16 protein-coding genes and 1 pseudogene are annotated in these 21447 nt (G+C 72.2%); 12 read left to right on the plus strand and 5 right to left on the minus strand.

Annotated features, from left to right (window positions below):
- Position 1: 1 nt before the first annotated feature.
- Positions 2-625, minus strand: coding sequence for a hypothetical protein (locus AC0KTA_RS30455; RefSeq protein WP_481051411.1), 624 nt, complete (start codon positions 623-625; stop codon positions 2-4).
- A gap of 150 nt (positions 626-775) precedes the next feature.
- Here AC0KTA_RS30455 and AC0KTA_RS30460 point away from each other — a divergent pair, with 150 nt between their 5' ends.
- The 5 genes from AC0KTA_RS30460 (at position 776) to AC0KTA_RS30480 (ending at position 6209) form a co-directional block, all read left to right on the plus strand.
- Complete coding sequence (locus AC0KTA_RS30460; protein ID WP_481051412.1) at positions 776-1366, plus strand: MTB12 C-terminal domain-containing protein; 591 nt, start codon at positions 776-778, stop codon at positions 1364-1366.
- A complete protein-coding gene (locus AC0KTA_RS30465) occupies positions 1341-2669 on the plus strand; it encodes an ABC transporter substrate-binding protein (RefSeq protein WP_481051413.1) in 1329 nt (442 codons plus the stop codon). The genes AC0KTA_RS30460 and AC0KTA_RS30465 overlap by 26 nt, the downstream gene beginning before the upstream one ends.
- A 163-nt stretch (positions 2670-2832) precedes the next feature.
- Entirely contained in the window at positions 2833-4098 is a 1266-nt protein-coding gene (locus AC0KTA_RS30470) for a glycosyltransferase family 4 protein (protein ID WP_481051414.1), read from the plus strand.
- Positions 4095-4955, plus strand: coding sequence for a hypothetical protein (locus AC0KTA_RS30475; protein ID WP_481051415.1), 861 nt, complete (start codon positions 4095-4097; stop codon positions 4953-4955). The genes AC0KTA_RS30470 and AC0KTA_RS30475 overlap by 4 nt, the downstream gene beginning before the upstream one ends.
- Before the next feature lie 198 nt (positions 4956-5153).
- Positions 5154-6209, plus strand: a complete 1056-nt coding sequence (locus AC0KTA_RS30480; RefSeq protein ID WP_481051416.1) for a helix-turn-helix transcriptional regulator — start codon at positions 5154-5156, stop codon at positions 6207-6209.
- Here the strand turns inward: AC0KTA_RS30480 and ctaD are convergent.
- Positions 6094-7782, minus strand: a complete 1689-nt coding sequence (ctaD, locus tag AC0KTA_RS30485) for an aa3-type cytochrome oxidase subunit I (protein WP_481056622.1) — start codon at positions 7780-7782, stop codon at positions 6094-6096. The two genes, AC0KTA_RS30480 and ctaD, sit on opposite strands and share 116 nt — an antisense overlap.
- A 474-nt stretch (positions 7783-8256) precedes the next feature.
- Here ctaD and AC0KTA_RS30490 point away from each other — a divergent pair, with 474 nt between their 5' ends.
- Positions 8257-8472: an I78 family peptidase inhibitor gene (locus AC0KTA_RS30490; RefSeq protein WP_481056623.1), complete on the plus strand. Its 216-nt coding sequence runs from the start codon at positions 8257-8259 to the stop codon at positions 8470-8472.
- A gap of 516 nt (positions 8473-8988) precedes the next feature.
- On the opposite strand, the pseudogene AC0KTA_RS30495 reads toward AC0KTA_RS30490, so the two are convergent.
- Together AC0KTA_RS30495 and AC0KTA_RS30500 are read right to left on the minus strand one after the other, a co-directional pair.
- Positions 8989-9696 (minus strand): annotated as a pseudogene (locus AC0KTA_RS30495) (phosphatase PAP2 family protein); the annotation flags it as partial.
- A 201-nt stretch (positions 9697-9897) separates the two neighbouring features.
- On the minus strand, positions 9898-11076 hold the full coding sequence (locus AC0KTA_RS30500) for a glycosyltransferase family 39 protein (RefSeq protein WP_481051417.1): 1179 nt from the start codon (positions 11074-11076) through the stop codon (positions 9898-9900).
- A gap of 260 nt (positions 11077-11336) precedes the next feature.
- Between AC0KTA_RS30500 and AC0KTA_RS30505 the strand changes: the two genes are divergently transcribed.
- A complete protein-coding gene (locus AC0KTA_RS30505) occupies positions 11337-12968 on the plus strand; it encodes an MFS transporter (RefSeq protein ID WP_481051418.1) in 1632 nt (543 codons plus the stop codon).
- Between the two features lie 295 nt (positions 12969-13263).
- Positions 13264-14460 carry an acyl-CoA dehydrogenase family protein gene (locus AC0KTA_RS30510; RefSeq protein WP_481051419.1) on the plus strand — a complete coding sequence of 399 codons (1197 nt, stop codon included), beginning with the start codon at positions 13264-13266 and terminating at the stop codon, positions 14458-14460.
- A gap of 49 nt (positions 14461-14509) precedes the next feature.
- Here the strand turns inward: AC0KTA_RS30510 and AC0KTA_RS30515 are convergent, their stop codons facing one another.
- Positions 14510-14953 carry a cell division protein SepF gene (locus tag AC0KTA_RS30515; protein WP_481051420.1) on the minus strand — a complete coding sequence of 148 codons (444 nt, stop codon included), beginning with the start codon at positions 14951-14953 and terminating at the stop codon, positions 14510-14512.
- Positions 14954-15285: 332 nt separating this feature from the next.
- On the opposite strand from AC0KTA_RS30515, the gene AC0KTA_RS30520 reads away from it, so the two are divergent.
- From AC0KTA_RS30520 to AC0KTA_RS30535, 4 genes are all read left to right on the plus strand, one after another.
- Positions 15286-16578 carry a DUF5685 family protein gene (locus AC0KTA_RS30520; RefSeq protein WP_481051421.1) on the plus strand — a complete coding sequence of 431 codons (1293 nt, stop codon included), beginning with the start codon at positions 15286-15288 and terminating at the stop codon, positions 16576-16578.
- Between the two features lie 507 nt (positions 16579-17085).
- On the plus strand, positions 17086-18900 hold the full coding sequence (locus AC0KTA_RS30525; RefSeq protein WP_481051422.1) for an FAD/NAD(P)-binding protein: 1815 nt from the start codon (positions 17086-17088) through the stop codon (positions 18898-18900).
- 109 nt (positions 18901-19009) lie between these two features.
- Positions 19010-20101, plus strand: coding sequence for an LLM class flavin-dependent oxidoreductase (locus tag AC0KTA_RS30530; protein ID WP_481051423.1), 1092 nt, complete (start codon positions 19010-19012; stop codon positions 20099-20101).
- Positions 20098-21444 (plus strand): NtaA/DmoA family FMN-dependent monooxygenase, encoded by a 1347-nt coding sequence (locus AC0KTA_RS30535; RefSeq protein ID WP_481051424.1) that lies wholly within the window; start codon positions 20098-20100, stop codon positions 21442-21444. Before AC0KTA_RS30530 ends, AC0KTA_RS30535 begins: the two co-directional genes overlap by 4 nt.
- The last annotated feature ends 3 nt before the right edge of the window (positions 21445-21447 follow it).

The raw sequence follows: 21447 nt of genomic DNA on the forward strand, positions 1-21447 counted from the left end.
GTCAGTCCTGCGGGGAGTTCGGGGAGTTCGGGGGCTGCGGGGGTTCAGGAGACTCAGGGGACTCAGGGGACTCAGCGGACACAGGGCCCCGCGGCGGTCGACCGGGATCCCCCGGCAGGCAGATCGGACACGGGTCCAGATCCCCGTCCCGCAGCATGCTCGCGTCGGCGGGCACCGCCTCGGGCTTGCCGGACACCAGCGGACAGTCCGCGCGGTGCCACAGCGTGCCGCCGGGGACCATGAGGAACTCTCCGCTGCTCGCGACCGGCGCCGCGGCCCGCTCGGCGCGCACCGCCGCTGGATCCTGGCCCTCGACGGCCACCAGCAGCCCGTACAGCTCCTCCACCCGCGCCGCCGCGAGCGCCCCGCGGCCGTGCGCGAGGAGCACCGCGCCCGCCACGATCAGCGCGGCACCCGGCACGGTGCACGAGGCGATGTAGGGCAGCTGGCGCTCGGCGAAGCGCTCGCCGGAGATGCCGTACCAGCCGATCACACAGAGCACCGCCCCCGTCGCGAGAGCCGCGAACGCCGCCCACAGCATCGGATGCACCGCCCGCAGCCTGGCCGCGCGTGAGGCGGCCGAAGACGCCGTGGGAGATCGCTGAGCCGTCCGTGCCGCCCGCATCGAGGCCCCCTGGGAGACGTCGTAAGTCAGACAGGTCTGTTACTGACAGGTCTGTTCATGTCAGCCAATGGCTTGCACTATGCCTTCTGGAAGCTGACCCTGAAAGCACCGGGCGCTCTTCGCCCGGACCGACACCCGGTGGTGAGCCAGATGGTTCTCTGGACCAGCCCCAGGCGGGGGAGCGATCTTCGGCGGGGGAGGGTGCGGAGCACGGCCCTGGCGGCAGCCGCCGTCCTGCTGATCGCCCCGGCCGCCGTGGCCTGCGGAGACGACAGCGGGGGTGACGACAGCGCGCCGCCGAAGCCCTCCGTGGAGACGACGGAGAAGCAACCGGCGGACACCGCGTCCGAGAGCGAGGCGCCCGGCGGCGCCGACGAGCCCGCCGACCCCGCGGCCGCCGAGAAGGAGGTGCGGCGGAACTTCGAGAAGTTCTTCGACCCGGCCACCTCCTTGCGGGACAAGGAGGCCGTCCTGGAGAACGGCCCGAAGATGCGCGAGGTGCTGCAGAGCTTCAGCGGGGACGAGCGCGGCAAGCAGGTCGGCGCGAAGGTCGGCAAGGTCGAGTTCACCTCGGCGACCGAGGCCGAGGTGACGTACGCGCTGACGCTGAAGGGCCAGACCGCGCTGCCCACCGCCAGCGGTACGGCCGTGAACCAGGACGACACCTGGAAGGTGTCCGTCAAGACGCTGTGCGCGCTGGTGAAGCTGAGCGGCAATGCGTCGCCCGGCCCGGGCTGCTGAGGTCCCGGGCGGCCGGGCCCGGCGCCCGGCGCTCGCCGTCCTCGCGATCGCGGCGCTCCTTGCCGCCCCGGCCTGCGGCAGCCGCCTGCCGGAGAGCGACTTCGAGGAGCGGCCGCCCGCGCCGCGCGGCACCCAGCAGGGGCCGCCCCTGAGGGTCGGCATCATCGCCAGCGCCACCAGCCCGGTCGGCGGCTCCGCCTTCACCGGCCCGCGCGACGGCGCCAAGGCCTACTTCGAGCGGCTCAACGACCGCGGCGGCGTCGGCGGCCGCCAGGTCGAGGTGCACACCTGCGACGACGGCGGCAGCGGCGTCGGCAACAACGAGTGCGTGCACAAGCTGCTCGACGAGAAGAAGGTCGTCGCCCTCGTCGCCACCACCGTCCTGGACTACGCGGGCGCCTCGCGCGTCTCGAAGGCGGGCGTGCCCGACATCGGCGGCCAGCCCGTCGGCTCCGCCTACGACACCTATCCGCACCTGTACGGCATCTACGGCAGCCTCGCCCCGCGCACCGGCAAACCGGGCTGGGACGGCAAGCTGGTCGGCGGCACGGAGGTCTACCGCTACTTCAAGCGCGAACAGGGCGCCCGCACCGCCGCCGTCGTCTCCTACAACCAGGCCGCGTCGGCCGCGTACGCCCGCCTGGTGAAGCGCGGCCTTCAGGCCGAGGGCTACAAGGTGGTCACCGAGCAGGTGGACTTCTCGCTGCCCAACTTCCGGGCCGTCGCCGCCGACCTCAAGGACCGGGGCGCCGACCTGGTCTTCGACGCGATGGACACCCACGGCAACGCGCAGCTCTGCAAGGCGATGGACGACGTCGGCGCGGAGGTCACCGCGAAGGTCACCAATGTCCAGAACTGGTCGTCCACGGTCGCCGAGGACTACAAGGACGCGCCGCGCTGCCGCAACGCCCTGTGGGCCACCGGCGCGAGCCGCAACTACGAGGACACCGGCCACCCGGCGGTGCGCGCGTTCCGCGACGCCACGAAGGGGGAGGAGACGCACTCCCAGTGGCAACTGGAGGGCTGGGCCGCCGCGATGTGGTTCACGGACGCGGCGAAGTCCTGCCTGGCGTCCGCGGGCGATGCCACGCGGGCCTGCGTCGACCGCTTCATGAGCCGCGGCGAACCCTACGACGCGGACGGTCTGCTGCTGCCCGTGACGTACGAACGGCGGTCCGAGCCACCGAAGAAGCGCGAGACCTGCGTGTCCGTGGCCCGCTGGAAGGACGATGAGGGCTGGGTCACACAGGGCGACATGAACCGCACCTGTTTCGACGTACCACAGCTCTCCTACCAGCCCTGATCTATGTACCAGTCACGGAGTTCCTCGTTCCGCCTCTCGATCAGGCATCCGTTTCAGAACAAGACGGATTTTCGACCCAACCCTTGGCCCTGGATTCCCGTCTAACCCCTCGGTAGGCGGACGAGACGGACTGTCCGCAGGGAAGCGCGGAATACGGGGACGTATGCATATCTCTTTCCTGATTCACAACGCGTACGGGATCGGAGGGACGATCCGGACGACGTACAACTTGGCGAACACGCTCGCCGAGCACCATGACGTCGAGATCGTGTCGGTGCTGCGCCACCGCGACGAGCCGGTCTTCACCCCCGACGCGCGGATCAGGCTGAGCCACCTCGTCGACATACGCAAGGACAGCCCGGGATACGAGGGCGAGAGCGAGGCCTACCGCACCCCCGCCAAGGTCTTCCCCAGCGCCGAGGGGCGCTACGGCCAGTACAGCGCCCTGACCGACGAGCGCATCGAGGCCCATCTCTCCGCCCTGAGGTCCGACGTCGTCATCGGCACCCGTCCCGGCCTGAACGTGCACATCGCCCGCCAGGCCCGGCGCGGCGTGCTGCGCGTCGGCCAGGAGCACCTCACGCTCGACAGCCACACCAAGGAACTGCGCCTGCAACTGCGCAGCGTGTACCCGCGCCTGGACGTCCTGACCACGACGACCGAGGCCGACGCGGAGGACTACCGCCGGCGGATGCGGCTGCCCGGCGTGCATGTGCAGGCGGTGCCGAACCCGGTGCCCGCGCCCGGCATCGAGCCCGCCGACGGCTCCCACAAGTGGGTCGTCGCGGCCGGCCGGCTCGCCCCCGTCAAGCGGTACGACCTGCTGATCCGCGCCTTCGACAAGGTGCGGCGGGAGCGGCCCGACTGGCGGCTGCGGATCTACGGCGGCGGCAAGCAGAAGGACAAGCTGCGCAAGCTGATCGACGATCTCGGCCTGTACAACCACGTGTTCCTCATGGGCCCCGCGCACCCCATCGAGCCGGAGTGGGCCAAGGGCTCCATCGCGGCCGTCACCTCCAGTCTCGAATCGTTCGGCATGACGATCGTGGAGGCGATGCGCTGCGGGCTGCCCGTGGTCGCCACGGACTGCCCGCACGGGCCCGGCGAGATCATCGCCAACGGCGTCGACGGCCGCCTCGTCGAGGTCGGCAACGCCGACGCGATCGCGGGCGGACTGCTCGAACTCATCAATGACGACGCGCTGCGGCAGCGCATGGCGGGCGCCGCGCTCGAGGACTCCGAGCGCTTCGACCCCACCCGGATCGCCGAGCGCTACGAGGACATGTTCAACGGCATGCTCACGCGGGGCGGTTCGCTGAGCGGCCGGGTGCGCGGCTCGATGCACCGCGCGAGGGGGGCCCTGCTCGGCGGCGCGTACGCCGTCCGGGACGCCCGACGGACCGTACCGACGAAGGGGCGCTTGGCATGACGGCCGTGTTCACACGGGGCACGCTGGACGGCTCGCAGGAGGCCGCGGCCGGCGGGGCGGAGGCGCCCGCGCCGCGTGCCGACTGCATCGCGGACTCCGCGGGCGGGCTGACCTTCGACGTCACCGACCCCGGCGAGGCGGGCGCCGCGCATCTGCTGCTTCGGCTGCGGGACTCCGACCCGGCCGTCGAGGTACGGCTGCCGCTGACCCCGGCCGCCGACGGCCGGCTGCGCGCCGCGCTGCCCAGCAGCGTCGAGCTGCCCGAGGGCCGCTGGAACGCGTACGCCCAGGTCGAGAGCGGTGAGCCGCGCCGCCTCGTGCCCGGCGTGAACGACCTGCGGTCGCTGGTCGACCGGGCGCCGAGCGGCAGCCGCGGGCATGTCGCGGTGCGCATTCCGTACGCCACCAAGCAGGGCAACCTGTCGGTGCGGAGCTGGCTGCGGGCGCCGCACGCGGAGGTCGGTGAGCTGTCCATCGAGGACGCGGGGCTCAGCGGGCACGGGCGGGTGTACGGCACCGCCCTGACCGGCGCCGCGTACGTGGAGGCCGTCCTGCGCGCCGAACCCGGCCGGGCTCTGCGCGCGGCGGTGACGGCCGCGGCACCGGGGGCGTCCACGGCGTCCCCCGAGTTCCGCTTCGACCTCGCCTACTCCGGGCTCGCCGGCGGCGTGGGCCCCTGGGACCTGTGGCTGCGGCCCGCCGGGGAAGGTGGGCCGCGGATTCGGCTCGCCCGGCTCCTCGACGACGTCGCCGACAAGAAGCCGATCTTCACCTATCCGGTGACGCGGGTCGGCTCCGTCGAGGTGGCGCCGTACTACACCAACGACAACGACCTGTCGGTCCGGGTCACGGCGTAGGCCCCGGGGCCGGGGGCTTCCTATGGGGGCTGCGCCCCCTCTCCCCCCTTGTCGGCCCTCCGGGCCTCGTCCTCAAACGCCGGACGGGCTTTTCCCCACCCGCCCGCCCTTTTGAAGGGCGGGCGGGTGGGGAAGCGAGCGCGCAGCGCTCGCCATTGCGGACCGTGGCTGGCCGCAAGGCGAGGGAGAATCGCCGACATGTTGGAGACCTCCGCGCGGCTGCTCAAGTTGCTCTCGTTGTTGCAGGCCCACCGGGAGTGGTCCGGTGCCGACCTCGCCGAGCGGCTCGGCGTCACGCCGCGCACCGTGCGGCGCGACGTGGACCGGCTCCGCGAGCTGGGCTACCCCGTCAACGCCAGCCCCGGCACGGGCGGCGGCTACCAGCTCGGGGCGGGCGCCGAGCTGCCCCCGCTGCTCCTGGACGACGATGAGGCGGTCGCCGTCGCGGTGGGCCTCAGGACCGCGGCCGGGCAGGGCATCGAAGGCATCGGGGAGAGCTCGGTGCGCGCCCTCGGCAAGCTCGAACAGGTGCTGCCAGGTCGGCTGCGTCGCCGCGTCGGCACGCTCAACGCGTTCACCGTGCCGATGCTGCACACCGGGCGCGGGCGACAGGTCGACCCGTCCGTACTGACCGAACTGGCCGCCGTCTGCCGGGACTCGGAGCGGCTGCGCTTCGACTACCGCGACCACGGCGGCAGTACGAGCCGCCGCACCGTGGAGCCGCACCGCCTGGTGTGCACCGAGCACCGCTGGTACCTCGTCGCCTGGGACCTGGACCGCGCCGACTGGCGTACGTTCCGCGTGGACCGCGTCACGCCCCGGCCCCCGCACGGCCCGCGCTGCGCGCCCCGCACGCCGCCCGCCGAGGACCTGGCCGCGTTCGTCTCGCGCGGCGTCTCCACACGCGCGTACGCGGAGCAGGCCACCGTCCGCCTCCATGTGCCGCTGGCGGAGGCGGCCCAGCGGGTGACGCCGTCGGACGGCACCCTGGAGGCCGAGACCGAGAGCACCTGTCTGCTGCGCACGGGTGCGGGCAGCCCGGAGTTCATGGTCTTCCATCTGATGTTTCTGGGCTTCGAGTTCGAGGTGCTCGACCCCGAGGGGCTCAGCGAGCAGATGCGGTCGGTCCGGGACCGGCTCACCCGGGCCCTGGACCGGGGTGAGCGGTCTGGTCGTCCGGCGCCCGCAGCGCCGCGTACTCCGGATGGTGCAGATCGAACGCCGGGGACTCCGAGCGGATCCGGGGCAGTGTGAGGAAGTTGTGCCGCGGCGGCGGGCAGGACGTCGCCCACTCCAGGGAGCGGCCGAACCCCCAGGGGTCGTCGACCTCGACCTTCTCGCCGTACTTGGCCGTCTTCCAGAGGTTGTAGAGGAACGGCAGCGTGGACAGGCCGAGCAGGAACGAGCCGATGGACGAGATGGTGTTGAGCACCGTGAAGCCGTCCGCCGCGAGATAGTCCGAGTAACGCCGCGGCATGCCCTCCGCGCCCAGCCAGTGCTGCACGAGGAACGTCGTGTGGAAGCCCACGAACAGCGTCCAGAAGTGGATCTTCCCGAGCCGTTCGTCGAGCATCTTGCCGGTGAGCTTCGGCCACCAGAAGTAGAAGCCCGCGAAGGTCGCGAACACGACGGTGCCGAACACGACGTAGTGGAAGTGCGCCACGACGAAGTACGAGTCGGTGACGTGGAAGTCCAGCGGCGGCGAGGCCAGGATCACCCCCGTCAGGCCGCCGAACAGGAACGACACCAGGAAGCCGACCGACCACAGCATGGGCGTCTCGAACGACAGGGACCCCTTGAGCATCGTCCCCGTCCAGTTGAAGAACTTCACCCCCGTCGGCACCGCGATCAGGAACGACATGAAGGAGAAGAACGGCAGCAGCACCGCGCCCGTCGCGAACATGTGGTGCGCCCACACGACCACCGACAGACCGGTGATGGCCATCGTCGCGCCGATCAGCGGGATGTAGCCGAAGATCGGCTTCCGGCTGAACACCGGGATGATCTCCGTGATGATGCCGAAGAACGGCAGCGCGATGATGTAGACCTCCGGATGCCCGAAGAACCAGAAGAGGTGCTGCCACAGCAGCGCACCCCCGAACTGCGCGTCGAAGACCACCGAGTGGAAGCGCCGGTCGGCCTCCAGGACGAGCAGGGCGGCGGCGAGCACCGGGAACGCCATCAGCACCAGGATGGACGTGAACAGGACGTTCCAGGTGAAGATGGGCATCCGGAACATCGTCATCCCGGGCGCGCGCATGCCGATGATGGTGGTCAGGAAGTTCACCGCGCCGAGGATCGTGCCGAACCCGGCCAGCGCGAGCCCCATGATCCACAGGTCGGCGCCGATGCCGGGGGACCGCTCCAGGCTGTTGAGCGGCGCGTACGCGAACCAGCCGAAGGCCGCGGGCCCGCCCGGCACGAGCAGCGAGCCGAGCACCATCAGGCCGCCGAAGAGGAACAGCCAGTACGAGAGCATGTTCAGGCGCGGGAACGCCACGTCCGGCGAGCCGATCTGCAGCGGCATGATCTCGTTGGCGAAGCCCGCGAACGTCGGCGTCGCGAAGAGCAGCAGCATGATCGTGCCGTGCATGGTGAACATCTGGTTGAACTCTTCGTTGGACATCAGCTGCAGCCCCGGGCGGGCGAGTTCGGCCCGCATCATCAGGGCCATGAGGCCGGCGATCAGGAAGAACGCGAACGACGTGATCAGATACAGATGACCGATCTTCTTGTGGTCGGTCGTGGTCAGCCAGTCGACGATGATCCGGCCGGGCGTCCGCTCTCGTGTCGGCCGCGCAGCCGCCGGTGCCGTCTGCGTCCCCATCGCTGCCCCTTCGCGGTCGCGTCCTGGGCTTGCCCGAAGCACAGGCCATGATGCTCGCCGCCGACCCCGATCCGACAGAGGGCGTGCGGGGGCGGCGTGGCGTGGCCCCGGTGCCGGCCGCCGGGCCGGAGCCGGGAATTCCCCATGACCTGTCACATCCTGCGAAGCACCCGGTAATCGGAAATGCGGAGGATCGGTAAAGGGTTTCCGGGGGTATTCGCGCGCGGTCGGGCAGGAACCTGAGAGCGGTGTCGAGTTCGATTTCCGGTGCACGCTCAAGGGGGTGCCGAGTGCGCCGGAGTTCTCTCTGAATTCATCCCCCGCAAGCGCCGAACCGCTCGTACGTGTGACGAAGTCGGGGCGAAACCAGCGTCGTGATCCTGTGACACAAGCGTGACCGGAGGGGAACCGGTGACGCATGGTGCACGGCTCCCGGGCTTCCCCGACGGACACCGGCCGCCTAACGTGGCCGACATGGCACCCATACCGACACCCGCCGCCGAGCCCCAGGACAGCCCGGACTCCTACGTCGGCCTCCCCGCCGAGGACGCCGAGCGCCGGGCCCGTGAGCGCGGCTGGTCCACTGTCAGGTCGCTGCCGCCGGGCACGTTCATCACGATGGAGTACCTCGCGGGGCGGCTGAACTTCGAGGTCGCGGACGGCACGGTGAAGCGCTGCTGGAAGGGCTGACCCCATCGGCCCCACCGGCCCCGCGCGAGAACCGGGCGGCCACGCGACATGCGAAGGCCCCGGCACCTGAGAGGTGTCCGGGGCCTTCGTCGTGCGGGAGTCAGTCTGTGCGTACCGGTCCCGCGGTCGGGGGGGGGGGCGGCTCAGCCGCCGGCGAGCGGCCGGGCCGACGTGCCGCGCACCCGCTCCGGGTGCGGCGGGCGGCGGGGGGCCCTGCGGGGTGACCGGCGTGCGCTCGCAGCGGGCGGTGTGCGGGCCCGGGGCGAGGTAGGCCGGGGTGCGGGGGCGGGCGGTGGCGACCGGCTCGCGCACGGGCTGCTCCTCGCCGGGGCCGCTGGGGCCGCGCTGCGGGACCAGGGCCGGGGCGGGCAGCGGGGCCGGTGCGCCGGTGCGGCGGTTGCGCAAGGCGTCCCGGATGCCGAGGATCCAGGCCTCGACGCGGGTGAGGAGCGGCTCGACCCAGGGCAGCGCGAGCAGGATCAGCAGGCCCGCCGCCCAGCCGAGGAGGACGTCGCTCAGCCAGTGCGTACCGAGATAGACGGTGGTGAGGCCCACGCTCAGCGAGACCACGGCGGAGAGCGCCGACAGATAGCGGCGGGTGCGCGGGGTCGAGGCCAGATAGGCGAGGATTCCCCAGGTCACGACGGCGTTGGCGGTGTGGCCCGAAGGAAATATATCGCCGCCCTGCCACATCTCGTTCGAGCCGATCACGGTGGCGTAGTGCGGGCCGAGGCGGCCCATGCCGATCTTGGCGGCGCCCACCGTGGCGTTGAGCAGCAGCAGGGCCGCGCCGAACATGAGCAGCGGCCGCAGCGTGTGCTGCCGCCAGGAGCGCCAGCCCAGCCAGGCTGCGACCATCACGGCGGTCGGGCCGCGCTGGCCGAGCACCACCCAGTAGTCGAGGAAGCCGTGGATCTCGGGCCACTGCTGGTAGGGCCGGAAGAACATGACCTGCCAGTCGAACCGGACGAGCCACGAGGTGGCCACGACGGCGACCACGATGGCCAGATAGAAGGCCAGCGTCGCGCCGAAGAGAACGACCCGGTGCGGGCTCATCCTCGGCACGTCGAGGTGGGCCGGCCGTTCCGGCTCACGGTCTAGCCGGGCGAAGAGCCGGTCCAGACGGGTCAGGTTTCGTTCGGTACGCACCCAATCGACGTTACAGCGAGTGAGTGCCCCACTAGGTCGAATCGAAGGCTTTGTGATGACGATGTGATGTGGCATTGATCTCAGGCCCCGGTTTATTCCGGCCGGAATCCCTATTCAATGATGCCTGCTTTACCCAATGCGTTGATCTTTACGCACGCGGTTTTAGGCTGCTTATGAATTCGTTCACCGGGACCTGGTGCAGAATTCTCCCGGTGCTCACCGTCGGCCCGCCGTGCGCTCCCTGGAAATGATCTTGATGGGGTGATCATGGCCAGATCAAGGCGGCCCGGAGCCGTGCAGCCAGAATGCCCCGTACACCGCGCCGACCACGGCCACACCCCCCAGGACCAGCGCCGACCTGCTCGTCCGCAGCCGCGCCAGCGCCACCGCGAGGGGCAGCAGGAGGGGGAAGGCGGGCATCAGCAGGCGCGGCTTGGAGCCGAAATAGCCGGACGCGCACAGCGCGAGCGCGACGACGATCCCGGTGTAGACGAGCAGCGCCGGCGGCTGCCCCTGCCGCACCCCCACGACGTACAGCCAGATCACCCCGGCCACCCCGAGGATCAGCCCGAGCCCCGCGAGCGCCCCCGGCACCGACGTGAACTTCTCGGCGACGAACGTCGCGAAGGCGTAGCCGCCGTCGAAGCCGTTGCCCCACTGCTTCTGGACGTCGAGATAGCCGAACAGGCCGTCGCCCGTCCGGTGCCCGACCCACAGGACGTAGCCCGCCGCGCCCAGCGGCGCGAGCAGCACCCCGAGCAGCATCCGCCCGTCGCGCCGCACTACCAGCGGCCGCTCGCCCGCCCGCTTCCTGCGGTACGCCGCCAGGGCCGCCGTCGCCCACACCGCGGCGACCACGGCCGCGCCCACCGGCCGGGTGAGACCGGCCAGCGAGGCGAGCAGTCCCGCCGTCACCCAGCGCCCGGTCAGGACCGCGTACAGCGACCAGGCCGCGAGCGCCGTGAACAGCGACTCGCTGTACGCCATCGACTGCACGACACCGACCGGAAGCACGGCCCACAGCGCGACCGCGCAGGCGCCGACCCGCTTGCCGTACAAGTGATCCGCGATCGCGAAGATCCCGCCCGCCGCGCACAGCGACGCGACCCAGCTCACCACCAGGCCCGCGTCCGCGTACGACAGCGGGCTGATCGCCGACACGGCCCGCTCCAGCCACGGCAGGAGCGGGAAGAACGCCAGGTTCGAGTGCACACTGCCGTCGGGCAGCCGCGTCTCCCAGCCGTAGCCGAAGTCGGCGACACGGGTGTACCAGAGCGAGTCCCAGCGGGCGGTGAGCAGGGTGTGCGGGCTCTTGCCCGCCGCGGCGCCCCAGACGGCGAGCACCGCGAGCCCCAGCGCGCGCACCCCCGCGTACACGAAGAGCGCGGGCGCCGCACGGCGCAGCGCGTCGCCGGCCCGGTGCCCCGTCGCGGGGCGCTGATCAAGATCCGTCACGGGCTCGATTATCGGCTGTCCACCCGACTGGTCGTGCCCACGCGAACTTCACCGGCACGAGCGAACGTGGCGCACGCCACACCCCCGCAGGGCAACCATGAGAGGTCCGCCACGCGAGGCGGCGACGGACTCGCGTACGCTGACGGCCACTCGCCGTTCACAGCCGCCACAGCCGGACGACCGGATCCCCCCGGATCCCCAGGGTCCCGCCGGCTCCCGCTGGGCGCCGCACTCGCGAGGAATCACTGGGAGGTACGCACATGTCCGGGACGACCACGGCCGCCGCTCCATCCGGCCGTCGGACCCCCGGCGCGGGTGCGAACCGCTGGGTGGTGCTCGTCGTCCTCTGCGTCAGCCTGCTGCTCGTCGCCGTCGACGCCACCGTCCTGCACGTCGCCGTGCCCGCCGTCACCGAAGACCTCAAGCCCGGCGCGATCGAGCTGCTGTGGATCGTCGACATCTACCCGCTGGTCTGCGCCTCGCTGCTCATCCTGTTCGGCACCCTGGGCGACCGCGTCGGCCGCAGACGCGTGCTGCTCCTCGGGTACGGCCTGTTTGGCGTGGCCTCGGCCGTCGCCGCGCTCGCCGACACCCCGCACATCCTGATCGCGGCCCGCGCGCTGCTCGGCGTCGGCGGCGCGATGATCATGCCCGCGACGCTCTCGATCCTGCGCCAGGTCTTCCCCGACCGGCGCGAGCGCGCCCTCGCGATCGGCATCTGGAGCGCCGTCGCCGCCGTGGGCGCGGCCTGCGGGCCGCTGCTCGGCGGCTTCCTGCTCGAACACTTCTGGTGGGGCTCGGTCTTCCTCATCAACATCCCGCTGATGCTGATCAGCCTGCCCGTCGGGCGCTGGCTCCTGCCCGAGTCGACGGGCGCGCGCAACGGGCCGTGGGACGTGGTCGGCGCGCTGATGGCCGCCGGCGGCCTGTTCGGCCTCGTGCTCGGCGTGAAGCGGCTCGGCGGCGGGGAGTCGCCGCTCGGCGCCACCACGCTCCTCGCGCTCGCGGTGGGCGCCGGGCTGCTCATCGCCTTCGTGCGCCGGCAGCGGCGCAGACGGTATCCGCTGGTCGACCTGGCCATGTTCACGCGGCCCGCGTTCAGTACGTCCGTGGGGTGCATCGTGCTCGCGATGCTCGCGCTGGTCGGCCTCGAGCTGATCGCCGCGCAGTACCTCCAGCTCGTGCTCGGCCTGTCCCCGCTGGAGACCGGGCTTCGGCTGCTGCCGCTCACCATCGCCGCGATGGCCGCGGGCCTCGCCGGATCCCGGATGCTCCAGCGCTTCGGGCCGCGCGCGATGGTCGCCACCGGCTTCGGCCTCACCGCGCTCGCCGTCACCGCGCTCACCGCCATGGGCGGCGAGGACAACGCTCCGCTGATGCTGACCGGCTTCGTGCTGCTCGGCTTCGGCCTGGAGACCACGCTCTTCGGGGCGTACGAGTCCATGCTCAGCGAGGCCCCGCAGACCCAGGCGGGCGGGGCCGCCGCGATCGGCGAGACCTCTTACCAGCTCGGCGCCGGCATCGGCATCGCGCTGCTCGGCAGCGTCATGAACGCGGCGTATGCGCCCGGGCTCTCCTCCGTGCGGGGTGTTCCGGCGGCGGACAGCGCCGCGGCGAGCCATTCCCTGGGGGAGGCCTATGAAGTGGCCGCCCGGCTCGGCGGTGGCCAGGGCGAGGCCCTGCGGGCCGCCGCGCGGGACTCCTTCGTGCACGGGCTGCATGTGACCCTGCTGGTCAGCGCGGGGTTGCTGTTGCTCGGGGCGCTGGCTGCGCTGCGGTTGCCGCGGGTCATGGACTGTGGTGCGCCTGCGGCGTGCGAAGCGCCCGCCGACGGCGCCGTCGGCGGGGCCGCCCGCGAACGGGCGGGGGTTCCTGTGGAGTCCCTCCGCTGAGTGCGTGGGCCCTCGCGGGGGCGCCCCAGTCCCGCCCCTTCCCGTAACCGGGGGCTCTGCCCCCGGACCCCCGCTCCTCAAACGCCGGAGGGGCTGAATATGTGCCGGTGAGTTCCAGCCCCTCCGGCGTTTGAGGAGCGGGGTCTGGGGCGGAGCCCCAGTTTCGGGAAGGGGTGGGGTTGGGGAGCCCCCGGCAAGGCCCCGGGCAAGCTGGACGTGCGGGACCCCGCGTCGTAGCGTCAAGCCGAGTCGTACCTGACTACCAGCGCTAGTTAAGTCCGCCGGAGGCCACCGCATGTCGTCCGCAAGCAGCAACACCCCGCCGCCCTTCGACCCCGCCGACCCCCTCGGCCTCGACGACCTGCTGGACGCGGAGGATCTCGCGGTCCGCGACACCGTCCGCTCCTGGGCGGCAGACCGCGTCCTGCCGCACATCGCGGAGTGGTACGAGAGCGGCGAGCTGCCCGGCGTGCGCGAGCTGGCCCGTGAGCTCGGGGCGCTCGGCGCCCTCGGCATGTCGCTGACCGGCTACGGCTGCGCGGGCGCGAGCGCCGTCCAGTACGGGCTCGCCTGCCTGGAGCTGGAGGCCGCCGACTCCGGCATCAGGTCCCTCGTCTCCGTGCAGGGATCGCTCGCCATGTACGCCATCCACCGCTTCGGCTCCGAGGGGCAGAAGCAGCGGTGGCTGCCGGGGATGGCCGCGGGCGAGATCATCGGGTGCTTCGGCCTCACCGAGCCCGACCACGGCTCCGACCCGGCGTCCATGCGGACGTACGCGAAGAAGGACGGGACCGACTGGGTCCTGACCGGGCGCAAGATGTGGATCACGAACGGGTCGGTCGCCGGAGTCGCCGTGGTGTGGGCGCAGACCGACGACGGGATCCGGGGATTCGCCGTGCCCACGGACGCCCCGGGCTTCTCGGCACCGGAGATCAAGCACAAGTGGTCGCTGCGGGCGAGTGTCACCAGCGAACTGGTCCTGGACGAGGTGCGCCTGCCCGCCGACGCGGTGCTGCCCGAGGTCACGGGGCTCAAGGGCCCGCTGAGCTGTCTGTCGCACGCGCGCTACGGCATCGTCTGGGGAGCGATGGGCGCCGCCCGCGCCAGCTTCGACGCGGCCGTGGACTATGCCAAGACCCGCGAGCAGTTCGGCCGGCCCATCGGCGGCTTCCAGCTCACCCAGGCCAAACTGGCCGACATGGCGGTCGAACTCCACAAGGGCGTCCTGCTCGCGCACCACCTCGGGCGGCGCATGGACGCCGGCCGCCTGCGGCCCGAGCAGGTCAGCTTCGGCAAGCTCAACAACGTACGAGAGGCCATCGAGATCTGCCGCACCGCGCGCACGATCCTCGGCGCCAACGGCATCTCGCTCGAGTACCCCGTGATGCGGCACGCGACGAACCTCGAATCGGTGCTCACCTACGAGGGCACCGTCGAGATGCACCAGCTCGTCCTCGGCAAGGCGCTCACCGGACTCGACGCCTTCCGCTGAGCGCGCGGGGCGCGCCGCGGCGGGCGGGGGCACGGCGAGCGGCCCTGCCTCAGCTCTGGTTGAAGAAGCCGTCCGTGCGGTGCGGCGTGGCTTCCCCGTTGACGATCTCCGTGTTGGCGGGCGTCAGCAGGAACACGCGGTGCGCTACCCGGTCGATGGAGCCGCGCAGGCCGAAGATGAGCCCGGCCGCGAAGTCGACGACGCGCTTGGCGTCGGCCGGCTCCATCGACGTGAGGTTCATGATGACCGGCACGCCGTCCCGGAACAGCTCACCGATGGCGCGGGCGTCGCGGAAGCTGTCCGGCGTGACCGTGCCGATCCGGCCCTTGTCCTCGGCCACGTCCGCAGCCACCTTCACGCGCGGGTCCGTGACCCAGGCCTCGGCCGCCTCGGGGCCGTCGGCCCCGTCGTCTTCGTATCCGTCGTAGTAGCGCTCGTCGTTGTTGTCGTCGACGAGGCCAAGCCAGGCACTCGCCTTGCGCACCGATCCCATGGACGCCTCCTCTCGCAGCGGTCTGCTTGCGTTCCGCATCCCTATGGTCGTCCATGATGCGGATGGTGCGCCAAGGGGATAGTCGCCGCGCGGGGTTTTCGTGACGGTACTGGCACACAGTCAATACGGCGACGCGCGTGATTCTTCAAGGGTCGTGCCGTATACGGCTGCTGACAGAGAGTGAAATATGATTCTTCGCGGCGTACGGGTGACGGGGGGTGCGTACGGGTGAACGGAGTGGTCGTTACGATGCCGGAGTTCGCCTCGCGGGCCGTCCGAGCCGTCCCGGCCGCGCGGATCGCGTGGTTCATCGGGCTCACGGGGGAGTCGTCTTGTTCGGAATCGTCAGGCCCTGCAGTCATCGCCTCGGCGAAGGGCTCAAGACCCAGTGGATGGCGCATTTGTGCGGGCTGTGTCTCGCGCTGCGCGGTGACCACGGGCAGTTCGCCCGCGTCGTGACCAACTACGACGGGCTCATCATCTCGGTTCTGACGGAGGCTCAGGCCGAGCGGACCACCGGGTGGCGGCGCACCGCGGGCCCCTGCCCGCTGCGCGGCATGCGCACCGCGTCCGTCGCGCAGGGCGAGGGCGCGCGGCTCGCCGCTGCCGTCTCGCTCGTGCTCGCCTCCGCGAAGGTGCGGGACCACGTCGTCGACGGCGACGGCCTGTTGGCGCGCAGGCCGGTGGCCGCGGCCGCGCGCCGGGTCGCCGGGAAGTGGGACCGCGCGGGCGCGAGCACCGGAGCCGGCGTGGGCTTCGACACGGCGGTCCTGGTGGACGCCGTCGAACGGCAGCAGGGCATCGAGGCCGCGGCGGGCCCCGGCACCTCCCTGCTCACGGTCACCGAGCCGACCGAGACCGCGACCGCCGCCGCCTTCGCGCACACCGCCGTACTCGCAGGCCGGCCGGCCAACGCGGAGCCGCTGGCCGAGGCCGGGCGGCTCTTCGGCAGGCTCGCGCACCTGCTCGACGCCGTGGAGGACAAGGAAGCCGACGCCGCGTCGGGTGCGTGGAACCCGCTCACCGCCACCGGCACCTCCCTGGCCGAGGCGCGGCGCCTCGCCGACGACGCGCTGCACGGCATCCGGCTCGCGCTGCGCGACGCCGAGTTCACCGACGGCAAGCTCGCGCACATGCTGCTCGCGCACGAGCTGGGCAGGTCGATCGACCGGGCCTTCGGCGCCGACGGGTGCGGGCACACACGTGAGGTGACGGCTCATCAGGGCGGCTCGTTCGGGCCGCCTCCGGGTCAGCAGGGCGGGCCGTACGGGCCGCACTCCGGTGGTCCGTACGGCCCGCAGAATCCGTACGGGGGTGGCAATCCGTACGGAGGCGGTGGGCCGGGTGGGCCCGGTGGACCGGTCGGGCCTGGTGGACCGGGTGGTCCCGGTGGCTTCGGCGGCGGTCCGGCCTTCGAGCCGCAGCCGCCGAAGCCCGGCAGGCGGGGCTTCTGGGCGGGGTGCGCCGTTGCCATCGGATTGTGCTGCACCTGCAAGGTGTGCTGCGCCGACCACTACGAGGGCCCCTGGTCCCGCAAGAAGCGCGAGGGGTGCTGCAGCAACTGCGGAGACAGCGGCTGCTGCTCCTGTTGCGAGTGCTGTTCCTGCTGTGACTGCGGGCTCTAGTCGGTCCTTGTCCGGGCGGGCGTGCTGATCGTGCGAGGGGAGGGGGGCGTACACGTACGCATGTGAAGGCGGGGCAACGGCGCGTGGGCGCACGGGAGTCCGGAAGTCCGGGAGTTCGGGGAATGTGAGACGGCCGTCCGCATGATGGGACGCGCAGGGCGACGGGCCCGGATGCGCGGGCGTGACCGGTCGGCTCAGGCGTGCGTCAGCACGGCGAAGTGCATCGACACGACGCCGACCACACGCGACCGAAGTCGATGTGGGAGCGCGTGACCAGCCACTGCTGTGGATGCATGAAGACAAGTGGAACAGGCATCCGTTTCCGCGTCAACTGCCCTGAGACGTACGGCTCATATTCTGGACATCGGCCTGGGCTGCTCCTGGACAGCCTTGACAAGACGTGCGAAGTGCCCCGTAATCTCGAGGCGCGGACCCGTGCTGAGGGGCTCGGTCCGACGGCCCGTGTGGCCCATGTGAAGGCATCACCCGTACTGACGGAGCCTTCGCATGCCATCCGACACCCTCGCCCCTGTCGCCGTCCGCCCGTCGGGCCCGCCCGCCCTGTCCGGCGTGCCCGCTCTGGTGATCGTCGGCGCGGGCCCCCGCGCCACCGGCCTCATCGAGCGCATCGCGGCCAACGCGCCCTCCTTGTACGGCGGTTCGCGGCTCGACATCCACCTGGTCGACCCCTACCCGCCGGGCCCCGGCCGCATCTGGCGCGAGGAGCAGTCGCCGCTGCTGTGGATGAACTCGCAGGCGCGGGACGTCACGATGTTCACCGACGACACGGTCGAGATCGCCGGGCCCGTGCTGCCCGGGCCCGCCCTGCACGAATGGGCGGGCGTCGACGGCCGGACCTTCGCCGGGCGGCAGCGGCAGGGCGCCTATCTGCGCTGGGTGTACGAGAAGTCCGTGGCCGCCCTGCCGCCCGGCATCGCCGTCCACCACCACCCCCGCCGCGCCCTGCGCCTGACCGGCCCTCCGGGCGCCCGCCAGGAGGTGTGGCTCGAAGGCTCCGACCGCCCCCTCGTCGCCGACCTCGTCATCCTCGCCCAGGGCCACCTGGACGCCGAACTCGACGATGAGCAAAGGCACTTGCGGCGCTACGCCCGCCGCCACGGCCTGGTCCACCTGCCGCCCGACTTCACCGCCGACACCGACCTGAGCGCCCTCGAAGCCGGCGAGCCCGTCCTCGTGCGCGGCTTCGGGCTCGCCTTCGTCGACCTGATGGTGCTCCTGACCGAGGGGCGCGGCGGCCGGTACGAGGGGGACACCTATGTGCCGTCGGGGCGCGAACCCGTCCTGTACGTCGGGTCGCGGCGCGGCGTGCCCTACCACTCCAAGATCGGCTACACCTGGGACGGCGGTGAACAGCCGCCCCTGCCACGCTACTTGGGGCCCGAGCAGATCGACGCCCTCCTCGCAGGGCCGGACGGCTACGACTTCGCCCGCGACGTGTGGCCGCTCGTCGAGAAGGAGCTGGGCTTCGCCCACTACCACCGGCTGTTCACCGCGCACCCCGAGCGCACCACCACGGCCTGGCGGGACTTCGAAGAGAAGTACGCGGCCTGCCCGCCCGGCAGCCCCGAGCTCGCCGCGCTCGTCTCCTCCGCCGTGCCCGACCCCGCCGACCGCCTGGACCTCACCGCGCTCGACCACCCCCTGGACGGCGTCCGCCACACTTCGTACGAGGAACTCCAGGAGGGCCTGCGTGCCTACATCACCGCCGACCTCACCCGCCGCCACGACCCCGCGCACAGCCCGGACCTGGCCGTCTTCCTCGGACTCCTGTCCGTGTACGGGCAGTTGGTGCGGCTCGGCGACATCGGGCCGTGGTGGCACGGCTACTTCAGCTATCTGGCGTCGGGGCCGCCGGGGCCGCGCCTTCGGCAACTGCTCGCGCTGTCGCGGGCCGGGGTCGTGCGGTTCCTCGGCGCCGGGATGACGGTGGCGGCGAGCGGGGGAGTGTTCCGGGCGCGCAGCGCGACCGTACCCGGGGCGGGCGTCACGGCCCGCGCGCTGGTCGAGGCGCGGCTGCCGCGGCCGACGCTCGCCCGCACCCGCGACCCGCTGCTGCGCGCGCTGCACGCGGAAGGGGTCGCCGAGACACCCGACGGCCTGCTGTCCGTCGACCCCGCCGACGGCCGCGTCCGCGACCCCTCCGGCACCCCGCACCCGCGCCGCTTCGCCCTCGGCCCGGGCACCGACGCGCGCGGCGCCGGCGCCTTCACCCGGCCACGCACCAACAGCCCGTCGTTCCGCCAGAACGACGCCACCGCGCGGGCGGTGCTGGCCTTCCTCGCGGACGCGGTGACGCCGTGAGGCGAGCGGTCACCCGACACGGGCGCGAGGCCGCCCCGCACGCGGCCGTTGTCCCCGACTTCCCTTGCCCCAAGCCTTGTCGAGCCCACGCGAGAGAGGTTCACCCCTCATGACCACCACACCACCACCCACCGGCCGCGGTGTCCCCCTGCACCTCGCCGCCGCCATAGACCAGCCCGGCGCCTATGACGCCGCCCCGTACACCGAGCTCGCGCGGCTCGCCGAGCGCGGCGCGCTCGACTTCGTCACGCTCGGCGACTCCTTCGCGCACCGGGGGCTCGACGCCCTCGCCGTGCTCGCGCGGACCGCCCCGGCCACCGCGCGCGTCGGCTTGGTGCCGACCGTCACGACCACGCACACCGAGCCCTTCCACGTGCAGGCCGCCGTGGCCACCCTCGACTGGGTGAGCCACGGCCGGGCCGGCTGGGCGGTGGAGGTGTCGGCGACCGAGGCCGAGGCGAAGCTGTTCGGGCGGCGCCGGGCCGCGCCCCGCGAGGCGCTGTGGCAGGAGGCGGGCGAAGTCGCCGACGTGGCCCGGCGGTTGTGGGACAGCTGGGAGGACGACGCGGAGATACGGGACGTGGCGACCGGCCGCTTCGTGGACCGGGACAAGCTGCACTACGTCGACTTCGAGGGCCGCTCCTTCTCCGTGCGGGGCCCCTCGATCGTGCCACGGCCCCCGCAGGGCAACCCGATGGTCGTCGTCGACGCGACCGGCGGCCCCGCCCGGGAGATGGCCGTCCGGCACGCGGACGTCGCCCTGGTGCGGGCCGCGAGCCCGGCCCAGGCGGGCGCCGCACGCGCCGAGCTGCACCGCCGTGCCGCCGGACTCGGCCGTGACCCGGGCCAGTTGCGGGTGCTCGCCGCGCTGGTCGTCGACCTCGGCGGCGGCGAATGCGCGGCCCAGCCCGGCCACGGCGGCGGCCCGCTGCCCACCGCCGAAGGCCCTCTCTACCGCGGCGGCCCCGTCGACCTGGCCGACCTCATCGCCGCCTGGCACGCGGCGGGCGCCGTCGACGGCTTCCACCTCACCCTCGTCGAGCCGCGCCGCGACCTGGAGCGCCTGGTCAACGGCACCGTGTCGCTGCTCCAGCACCGCGGCCTGTTCCGCACCTTCTACCCCGGCGCCACGCTCCGGGAGCACCTCGGCCTCACCCGGCCCGCCAACCGATACGCCGCACTCGCGGGGGACCCGGCATGACGCACCGTACGACGCACCGTCCGCGTCCGAAGCAGATCCACCTCGCCGCCCACTTCCCCGGCGTCAACAACACCACCGTGTGGGCGGATCCCCGCTCGCGCTCCCAGATCGAGTTCGCCTCCTTCGAGCACCTGGCCCGCACCGCCGAACGCGGGCTCTTCGACTTCTTCTTCCTGGCGGAGGGGTTGCGGCTGCGCGAGCACAAGGGCCGCATCCACGACCTGGACGTGGTCGGAAGGCCCGAGTCCCTCACCGTCCTGAGCGCGCTCGCCGCCGTCACCGACCGGCTCGGCCTGGCCGCCACCGTCAACGCGACCTTCAACGAGCCGTACGAACTGGCCCGCAGGCTCGCGTCCCTCGACCACCTGAGCGGCGGGCGCGCCGCCTGGAACGTCGTCACCTCGTCGGACGCCTTCACCGGCGAGAACTTCCGCCGCGGCGGCTTCCTGGACCGCGCCGACCGCTACACCCGCGCCGCCGAATTCGTCGCCACCGCACGGGAGTTGTGGGACTCCTGGACGCCCGGCGGACCTGACGGTACCGGCAGCCAGGTGGGTGAGCCGCGACCCTTCGCGCACCACGGGCAGCACTTCGACATCGCGGGGGAGTTCGGGGTGCCGCGTGCGCCGCAGGGGCATCCCGTCGTGATCCAGGCCGGGGACTCGCCGGAGGGCCGCGAGTTCGCCGCCTCCGCCGCCGATGTCGTCTTCACGCGGCACGGGACCCTGGAGGCGGGCCGCGCCTTCTACGCCGACGTGAAGGGCCGTCTCGCCGCGTACGGACGCGCGCCGGAGGACCTGAAGATCATGCCGGGTGTCACCCTCGTGCTCGGGGACACCGCCGCCGAGGCTCAGGAGCGCGCCATCGAGATCCGCCGCCAGCAGGTCTCGCCGCAGAACGCGATCCTCGCCCTGGAGCAGGTGTGGGGCGTCGACCTGTCCGCGTACGACCCCGACGGGCCGCTGCCCGACATCGACCCCGACCCGGAATCGACGCTCGTGCAGGGCCGGGTGAAGGTCGGCGATCCCCTCGCGGTCGCCGAGAAGTGGCGCGCCCTGTCCCGGGCCAAGAGCCTGTCCATCCACCAGACCGTCATCGAGACGACCTCCCGGCAGTCCTTCATCGGCACCCCCGCCGCGGTCGCCGAGCAGCTCCACGAGTTCGTGCGCGCCGACGCCGCCGACGGCTTCATCCTCGTCCCGCACCTGACGCCGGGCGGGCTCGACGAGTTCGTCGATCGGGTGGTGCCGCTGCTCCAGGAGCGCGGCGCGTTCCGCACGGAATACGAGGGCGCGACGCTGCGCTCACACCTCGGGCTGCCCGAGCCCGTATGGAAGGGTTGATCA

It is taken from the genome of Streptomyces sp. Y309, from assembly GCF_056712025.1.